Origin of the sequence: Micromonospora sp. NPDC005205, assembly GCF_040608275.1 — a bacterium.
Classification (GTDB): Bacteria; Actinomycetota; Actinomycetes; order Mycobacteriales; family Micromonosporaceae; genus Micromonospora.
The window spans coordinates 1-8,550 of the sequence record NZ_JBEXHV010000003.1 but is presented as its reverse complement, the minus strand read 5'-3'; the positions used below and the strand labels follow the sequence as shown (position 1 = coordinate 8,550).

At 68.3% G+C, this 8,550-nt stretch carries 7 protein-coding genes; all 7 read left to right on the top strand.

The annotated features are described in order from the left end of the window. The first annotated feature begins 245 nt into the window (after positions 1-245). A complete protein-coding gene (gene rplK, locus ABZU43_RS07365; RefSeq protein WP_354946522.1) occupies positions 246-677 on the top strand; it encodes a 50S ribosomal protein L11 in 432 nt (143 codons plus the stop codon). Positions 678-755: 78 nt separating this feature from the next. Beyond that, positions 756-1,472: a 50S ribosomal protein L1 gene (rplA, locus tag ABZU43_RS07360; RefSeq protein WP_238667528.1), complete on the top strand. Its 717-nt coding sequence runs from the start codon at positions 756-758 to the stop codon at positions 1,470-1,472. 80 nt (positions 1,473-1,552) lie between these two features. Beyond that, on the top strand, positions 1,553-2,443 hold the full coding sequence (locus tag ABZU43_RS07355) for an ATP-binding cassette domain-containing protein (RefSeq protein WP_355005681.1): 891 nt from the start codon (positions 1,553-1,555) through the stop codon (positions 2,441-2,443). Then, on the top strand, positions 2,440-3,129 hold the full coding sequence (locus ABZU43_RS07350) for a hypothetical protein (protein ID WP_355005680.1): 690 nt from the start codon (positions 2,440-2,442) through the stop codon (positions 3,127-3,129). The genes ABZU43_RS07355 and ABZU43_RS07350 overlap by 4 nt, the downstream gene beginning before the upstream one ends. A gap of 334 nt (positions 3,130-3,463) precedes the next feature. Further along, the gene (gene rplJ, locus ABZU43_RS07345; protein WP_112584808.1) at positions 3,464-4,009 is read left to right on the top strand and encodes a 50S ribosomal protein L10; all 546 of its coding nucleotides are present in this window, start codon (positions 3,464-3,466) and stop codon (positions 4,007-4,009) included. Between the two features lie 55 nt (positions 4,010-4,064). Further along, entirely contained in the window at positions 4,065-4,451 is a 387-nt protein-coding gene (rplL, locus tag ABZU43_RS07340) for a 50S ribosomal protein L7/L12 (RefSeq protein WP_355005679.1), read from the top strand. Between the two features lie 569 nt (positions 4,452-5,020). Further along, positions 5,021-8,452 (top strand): DNA-directed RNA polymerase subunit beta, encoded by a 3,432-nt coding sequence (locus ABZU43_RS07335; protein WP_355005678.1) that lies wholly within the window; start codon positions 5,021-5,023, stop codon positions 8,450-8,452. Positions 8,453-8,550: the final 98 nt, after the last annotated feature.

Below are 8,550 nucleotides of genomic sequence, written 5' to 3'. Positions count from 1 at the left end.
TTTTTTTGGGTGTTTTTTCTCTTGTTTTCTTTAATTTTATCCGTTTTCCATTTTTTTTTTGGGGGGGGGGGGGGGCCCCCCCCCCCCCCCCGACGTCGGCGTACGCGCTCTCGCTCGACCTCGGCGGACGAGTGGGCTGCGGCCTGCGCTACTCTTGAATGTCGCCGCTGTCGCACCGCGCTGACCGTGCGCGCCCGAGGGCGGCGACAGCCGCATTTTCCCAGCTCCAAGCCCCAGGAAGTGACATGCCTCCGAAGAAGAAGCTCGTCAAGACGTTCACGCTTCAGTTGCCGGCGGGCCAGGCCACGCCGGCGCCGCCGGTCGGCCCCGCGCTCGGCCAGCACGGCGTCAACATCATGGAGTTCTGCAAGTCCTACAACGCGCAGACCGAGTCTCAGCGGGGCGACATCGTCCCCGCCGAGATCAGCGTGTTCGAGGACCGGTCCTTCTCGTTCGTGTTGAAGACCCCGCCCGCCGCCCGGCTGCTGATCAAGGCCGCCGGTGTGCAGAAGGGCTCGGGTGTTCCGCAGTCCGAGAAGGTCGGCTCGGTCAGCCGCGCCCAGCTGCGTGAGATCGCCGAGAAGAAGATGGCCGATCTCAACGCCAACGACATCGCCCAGGCCGAGAAGATCATCGCCGGCACCGCCCGGTCGATGGGCATCACCGTCAACGACTGACGTCGGCCCCGACCTTCGTTCCGACCGTGGGAGGGTTCGCGCCGAGCGGCCCGCCAGAGACCACAGGAGTAATCAGCAATGCAGCGCAGCAAGAGCTACCGCAAGGCCGCCGATGTCATCGACCGGTCGAAGCTCTACACCCCCACCGAGGCCGTGAAGCTGGCCAAGGAGACCACCAACGTCAAGTTCGACGCCACGGTCGAGGTCGCCATGCGCCTCGGCGTCGACCCCCGCAAGGCGGACCAGATGGTCCGCGGCGTGGTCAACCTGCCGCACGGCACCGGTAAGACCGCCCGCGTGATCGTGTTCGCCAGCGGCGCGAAGGCCGAAGAGGCCGCCGCCGCGGGTGCGGACGAGGTGGGCACCGATGAGCTGGTCGCCCGCATCCAGGGTGGTTGGCTCGACTTCGACGCGGCGATCGCCACGCCGGACCAGATGGCCAAGATCGGCCGGATCGCGCGGATCCTGGGCCCGCGCGGTCTCATGCCGAACCCGAAGACCGGCACGGTGACCATGGACGTCACCAAGGCGGTGTCGGACATCAAGGGCGGCAAGATCACCTTCCGGGTGGACAAGCACTCCAACCTGCACCTGATCATCGGCAAGGCCTCCTTCACGGAGACCCAGCTGGTGGACAACTACGCTGCGGTGCTCGACGAGGTGCTGCGTGCCAAGCCGTCTGCGGCCAAGGGCAAGTACCTCCGCAAGGTCATCCTGACCACCACGATGGGCCCGGGCGTCCCGGTCGACCCGAACCTGGTGAAGAACCTTCGGGAGGACCAGGCCGACGCCTGAGTCGACAGTTCGCTCCACCGGGGCGCCGCCACGACCGTGGCGGCGCCCCGGCGCGTTCGAGGTGTGGCAGGCTCGACGCCATGCGGCTGGAGAACGTCTGGTTGCGGTACCACCGGCGCGGTCCGTGGGTGCTGCACGACATCGACGCGCGGATCGGTCCCGGCGAGGTGGCGATCGTGCTGGGTCGCAACGGGGTGGGCAAGTCGACACTGCTCCAGATAGCCGCGGGGGTCCTCCGCCCGGGCCGTGGCCAGGTCACCGGCCGGCCGGCGCGGGTGGGCTGGGTGCCGGAGCGTTTCCCCGCGGACCAACCGTTCACGGTGACCCGCTATCTGACCGGGATGGCCCGGGTGGCGGGGTTGGGCAGGGCCGCGGCCGACGACGCGGTGACCTCCTGGACGGACCGGCTCGGGCTGTCCGCCTTCCGCTCGGTCCGGTTGCCGGAGCTGTCCAAGGGCACCGCGCAGAAGGTCGGCCTCGCCCAGGCGCTGCTGCGCCCACCGGGCCTGCTGGTGCTCGACGAGCCGTGGGAGGGGCTGGACGCCGCCACCCGTGAGTTGGTGCCCGAGCTGATCGCCGAGGTGCTCGCCGCCGACGGGTCCGTCCTGGTCAGCGACCATCGTGGCGAGACGGTCCGGCTCCCGGCCGCGCGCCGCTGGCTGGTGGCCGACGGCTCGCTCTCCGAGGAGACGTCGTCGACGGGCGAGACGATCGCGGTGGTCGAGGTCGCGGTGCCGGCCGCGCGGGTCGCCGGCACCGTCGCCCGGTTGCGCGCCGAGGGCCATCAGGTGCTGCGGGTACGCTCCGACGCCTCCACCGCCGCGTCCCAGGCCCTACCCGTCGAGCCGCTCCGGTCGGCCGGTGCCGCCCGACCCGCCGAGCCGTCGCTCGGGATGGCCGGGGAGTTGACAGCGGGCCGGCCGGACACCGCCGACGCGGCTGTCGAGTCGGCAGCGGGGGAGACCCGGTGAGCGCCCTGGTCCGGATGCGGTTGGCCGGTTTCCTGCGAACCGGCCGGGCGTTGGCGCCGTTGCTCGCCGGCCTGATCACGCTCGGGACCCTCTACGGCGGTGGTCGCGCCCAGCCGGCGGAGGCGTACGGGGTCTCCGCGGTGGTGCTCTTCCCGGTGCTCGCCTGGCAGACCAAGATCCTCTTGGATGTCGAGCCGGACGTGCAGCGTCGGCTGGCGCAGGTGACTGTCGGAGTGGCCCGGGAGCGGTTGGCCGGGCTGCTCGCCGCCGCGGTGGCGGCGCTGGTGACGGTGGCCGTCGCGCTGCTCTTTCCGTGGCTGGTCGGCGGGGTGTCCGGCCCGGTCGACCCGGGGGACCGGTCGATTCCGGTCGGGCTCGCGCTGGGATTGTGGGCGCACGTGCTGGTCGTACCCGCTGCGGTTGCTCTTGGGGCGCTGGCCAGCCGGGCGTCGGTGGGCGGCGCCGGGTACGGCGTCGCGGTGTTGGCCCTCGGCGGGGTCGGGGCTGTGGTGTTCGGCCTGACCGGCTCGGTGGCGCCCTGGCTGGCACCGCCAATCATGGCCGCCGCTCGCACCACCGGCGGCGAGGCCGCCGCGCTGACAGTGCTGGGCTTGAGCGGGTGGGCGCTGGCCTGGAGCGCCGCGGTCGTCGGCGGCTACCTGTGGCGTCGGCGGGCACAGGGCTGACCCGAACGGTGACCCAGCTCACCAGGGGCGATTTGGCGCTGGTGAGCTGGGCGCGTACTCTTCAGACCGTCATCCGTGTTCTCATGGATGAGGAACCACCCAGAGACCGCTGGTCATCGTGCTTCGGCACGGTCGAAGGTCCCGCGACAACGGGCGACCCGCGTAGGGCGGCAAGCGTAACTCGGCAGTGAGCATGGTCCGCCGACCATGACGATCCGCCGGCCCTCGCCCCGTGCGCCCTGCGCCGGGGCTTTTTCGTTGTCGCGCTGCCTCCGCCCCCGTTCCGGCTTCGGCCGAGACGGGGACCAGCCTCGAGTAACGAGAGAGGAGGGACATGGCGGACAAGCCGATCCGGGCCGACAAGGCCACGGCCGTCGCTGAGCTGACCGAGAGCTTCCGCAGCTCGGGCGCCACCGTGCTGACCGAGTACCGCGGTCTGACGGTTTCCCAGCTCACCCAGCTTCGGCGCTCGCTCGGCGCCGACACCAGCTACACGGTCGCGAAGAACACGCTGGCCAAGCGTGCTGCGACGGACGCGGGCATCACCGGCCTCGACGAGCTGTTCACCGGTCCTACCGCGCTGACTTTCGTTTCGGGCGACGTCGTCGAGGCGGCGAAGGGGCTTCGCGACTTCGCGAAGGCCAACCCGAAGCTCGTCATCAAGGGCGGTGTCTTCGAGGGCAAGGCCATCACCGCGGCCGAGGTCACGAAGCTTGCCGACCTGGAGTCCCGCGAGGTGCTGCTGGCCAAGCTGGCCGGCGCGATGAAGGGCAACCTGAGCAAGGCCGCGGCCCTGTTCCAGGCCCCGCTGTCGAAGACCGCCCGTCTGGCGGCTGCACTGCAGGACAAGCGCGAGAAGGAGGGCGCCGAGGCGGCCTGAGGCCCCCACGGCGCACCAGTTCTTTACTTAACAGAATCAGGAAAGGACGCCAGATATGGCGAAGCTCAGCACCGACGAGCTGCTCGACGCGTTCAAGGAGATGACGCTGATCGAGCTCTCTGAGTTCGTGAAGCAGTTCGAGACGACCTTCGAGGTCACCGCCGCTGCTCCGGTCGCGGTTGCCGCTGCCGGTGGTGCCGGTGGCGCTGCGGCCGAGGCCGAGCCGGAGCAGGACGAGTTCGACGTCATCCTCGAGGCTGACGGTGGCAAGAAGATCCAGGTCATCAAGGTCGTGCGTGAGCTGACCGGCCTGGGCCTCAAGGAGGCCAAGGACGCGGTCGAGGCCGCGCCGAAGGCCATCCTGGAGAAGGTCAACAAGGAGACCGCCGAGAAGGCGAAGGCCAAGCTCGAGGGTGAGGGCGCCAAGGTCACCCTCAAGTGACCTGACGTTCCACAAACGCGTACCCGGCTCGTGAGCTGGGACACCATCGCGTCGCGGCGGGCGGTGATCCGACACGGATCACCGCCCGCCGTATTTGTGGATCTGGCTACGACCGGTCCTGAGCTGGGCTCCGACCATGGGTACCCTTGAGCCGAACGAGCGTGGCGGGTCGCCCTCCAGTGGGAAACAGGGGACAACCGGGATGCCGGCCCTTGACGCGGCCCGGGGCTGCCAGGCACGCTGACACCAGCAAGACACCGCGCTTGCGACGGCCACGACGTGGGTATGACAGCGACGGCACCATCAGCCGCTGTAACCCGAGCGGCCCAGTGGGGAGTTGCGTTCTGAGCGGCCCGGCAGACCCCGGTTGACGGGGGCCGAGGCACGCTCCGCAAACAACCTGCGGGGTGGGCTGGACAGCGGTTAGCCTCTCGGCTACACTGCTAGTTTGCGCTGCCTTCCGACTTGACCCCTGCTCGGAAATGTCCGTTTACGGATATTTCTGGTGGGGTCATTGGAGTGCACGCGTACCAGCCGTTCTGCAGCACCGGTCCTCGGAAGGACGCATCTTGGCAGCTTCCCGCCCTGCGAAGACCAGTCGTACGTCGAGCGCATTCGCTCCCCGCCGAGTTTCATTCGGCAGGATCACCGAACACCTCGAGGTCCCCAACCTCCTTGCCATCCAAAACGAGTCCTTCGACTGGCTCGTCGGCAACGAGGGTTGGCAGGGCCGGTCGGCGGACGACCCGCACGCACGCTCGGGTCTCGCGGAGATCCTTGAAGAGATCAGTCCCATTGAGGACTTCTCCGGCACCATGTCACTTTCCTTCTCTGCGCCGCGCTTCGACGAGGTCAAGGCCTCGATCGAGGAGTGCAAGGAGAAGGACCTGACCTACTGCGCTCCGCTCTTCGTGACCGCGGAGTTCACCAACAACACCACTGGCGAGATCAAGAGCCAGACGGTGTTCATGGGTGACTTCCCGATGATGACGCCCAAGGGCACCTTCGTCATCAACGGCACCGAGCGCGTCGTGGTCAGTCAGCTCGTCCGGTCTCCGGGCGTGTATTTCTCCAAAGAGCCGGACAAGACCTCCGACCGCGACCTCTCCAGCGTCAAGGTCATCCCGAGTCGGGGTGCCTGGCTGGAGTTCGACATCGATAAGCGCGACACGGTCGGCGTACGCATCGACCGCAAGCGTCGGCAGGCCGTCACCGTCCTGCTCAAGGCCATCGGATGGTCGGCCGAGCGAATTCGTGAGAAGTTCGGCTGGTCCGAGCTGATGATGACCACGCTCGAGAAGGACCACATCGCCGGCGCCGACGAGGCTCTGCTCGACATCTACCGCAAGCTGCGCCCTGGCGAGCCGCCGACGCGCGAGAACGCCCAGACCCTGCTCGACAACCTCTTCTTCAACCCGAAGAGGTACGACGTCGCCAAGGTCGGGCGCTACAAGTTCAACAAGAAGCTCGAAGTGGGCGTGCCGATCACCACCGGCACGCTGACCGAGGACGACATCGTCGCCACCGTGGAGTACCTGTGCCGGCTGCACGCCGGTGAGGACGGCTACGAGGCCGACGACATCGACCACTTCGGCAACCGGCGCCTCCGTACCGTGGGTGAGCTGATCCAGAACCAGGTTCGGGTCGGCCTGTCCCGGATGGAGCGGGTCGTCCGCGAGCGGATGACCACGCAGGACGTCGAGGCGATCACCCCGCAGACCCTGATCAACATCCGCCCGGTGGTGGCGGCGATCAAGGAGTTCTTCGGGACGTCCCAGCTGTCCCAGTTCATGGACCAGACCAACCCGCTGGCGGGCCTGACCCACCGGCGTCGGCTGAGCGCGCTCGGCCCGGGTGGTCTGTCCCGGGAGCGGGCCGGCTTCGAGGTCCGCGACGTGCACCCGTCCCACTACGGCCGGATGTGCCCGATCGAGACGCCGGAAGGCCCGAACATCGGCCTGATCGGCGCGCTGTCCACCTTCGCCCGGGTCAACCCGTTCGGCTTCATCGAGACGCCGTACCGGAAGGTCGTCGAGGGTCGGGTCACCGACCAGATCGACTACCTGACCGCGGACGAGGAGGACCGGTTCGTCAAGGCCCAGGCCAACGCGCGCCTGAAGGCTGACGGCACGTTCGCCGAGGACCGGGTGCTCTGCCGTCGTAAGGGCGGCGAGACCGAGGACGTCGTCCCCGGCGCCGTCGACTACATGGACGTCTCGCCCCGGCAGATGACCTCGGTCGCGACCGCCATGATCCCGTTCCTCGAGCACGACGACGCCAACCGGGCACTGATGGGCGCGAACATGCAGCGCCAGGCGGTGCCCCTGGTCAAGGCCGAGGCGCCGCTCGTGGGTACGGGCATGGAGTACCGGGCCGCTGTCGACGCTGGCGACGTGGTGGTCGCCGAGGTCGGCGGTGTGATCGAGGATCTCTGCGCCGACTACGTCACCATCCACCAGGATGACGGCCACCGCCGGACGTACCTGCTGCACAAGTTCCGCCGCTCCAACGCCGGCTCCTGCGTCAACCAGAAGCCGGTCGTCTTCGAGGGCGACCGCGTCGAGGCCGGTCAGGTCATCGCCGACGGTCCGTGTACCGACGAGGGCGAGATGGCGCTCGGACGCAACCTGTTGGTGGCGTTCATGTGCTGGGAGGGCCACAACTACGAGGACGCGATCATCCTGTCGCAGCGCCTCGTGCAGCAGGACGTGCTCACCTCGATCCACATCGAGGAGCACGAGGTCGACGCTCGGGACACCAAGCTCGGTCCGGAGGAGATCACCCGCGACATCCCGAACGTCAGCGAGGAAATGCTCGCTGACCTCGACGAGCGCGGCATCATCCGGATCGGCGCCGAGGTGGTCCCCGGTGACATCCTGGTCGGCAAGGTCACGCCCAAGGGTGAGACCGAGCTGACCCCGGAGGAGCGCCTGCTCCGCGCGATCTTCGGTGAGAAGGCGCGTGAGGTTCGGGACACCTCGCTGAAGGTGCCGCACGGCGAGACCGGCACGGTCATCGGTGTGCGCACGTTCTCCCGCGAGGACGGCGACGAGTTGCCGCCGGGTGTCAACGAGCTGGTCCGGGTCTACGTCGCCCAGAAGCGCAAGATCCAGGACGGCGACAAGCTCGCCGGCCGGCACGGCAACAAGGGCGTCATCTCGAAGATCCTGCCGGTCGAGGACATGCCGTTCCTCGAGGACGGCACCCCGGTCGACATCGTGCTCAACCCGCTCGGTGTGCCGAGCCGGATGAACATCGGCCAGGTGCTGGAGACCCACCTCGGTTGGGTCGCCAAGACCGGTTGGAAGGTCGAGGGCGACGACACCGAGTGGAAGCGCCAGCTCCGCTCGATCGACGCGCACGAGTCCGAGGGCGACACCAACGTGGCCACCCCGGTCTTCGACGGTGCCCGCGAGGAGGAGATCTCCGGTCTGCTCGAGTCGACCCTGCCCAACCGGGACGGCAAGCAGCTGATCGGCCGTACCGGCAAGGCGCAGCTCTTCGACGGTCGTTCCGGTGAGCCTCTGCCGGACCCGATCGCGGTCGGCTACGTCTACATCCTGAAGCTCAACCACCTGGTCGACGACAAGATCCACGCTCGCTCGACCGGCCCGTACTCGATGATCACGCAGCAGCCGCTGGGTGGTAAGGCGCAGTTCGGTGGTCAGCGTTTCGGTGAGATGGAGTGCTGGGCGATGCAGGCGTACGGCGCTGCCTACGCCCTGCAGGAGCTACTCACGATCAAGTCCGACGACGTGCTCGGCCGAGTGAAGGTCTACGAGGCCATCGTCAAGGGCGAGAACATCCCGGAGCCGGGCATCCCGGAGTCGTTCAAGGTGCTGCTCAAGGAGCTGCAGTCGCTGTGCCTCAACGTTGAGGTGCTCTCCAGCGACGGTGTGGCCCTGGAAATGCGCGAGACCGACGACGAGGTGTTCCGGGCCGCTGAGGAGCTGGGCATCGACCTGTCCCGGCGCGAGCCGAGCTCGGTCGAAGAGGTCTGAGGTGCCGCTCCTGCGACACGGGGGGATGTCAGCAACGATCGCCGTCGCGGCAGCGGTGCGGGGAGTCCTGACCCGACGTCCGGCATGCCCTGGGCGGA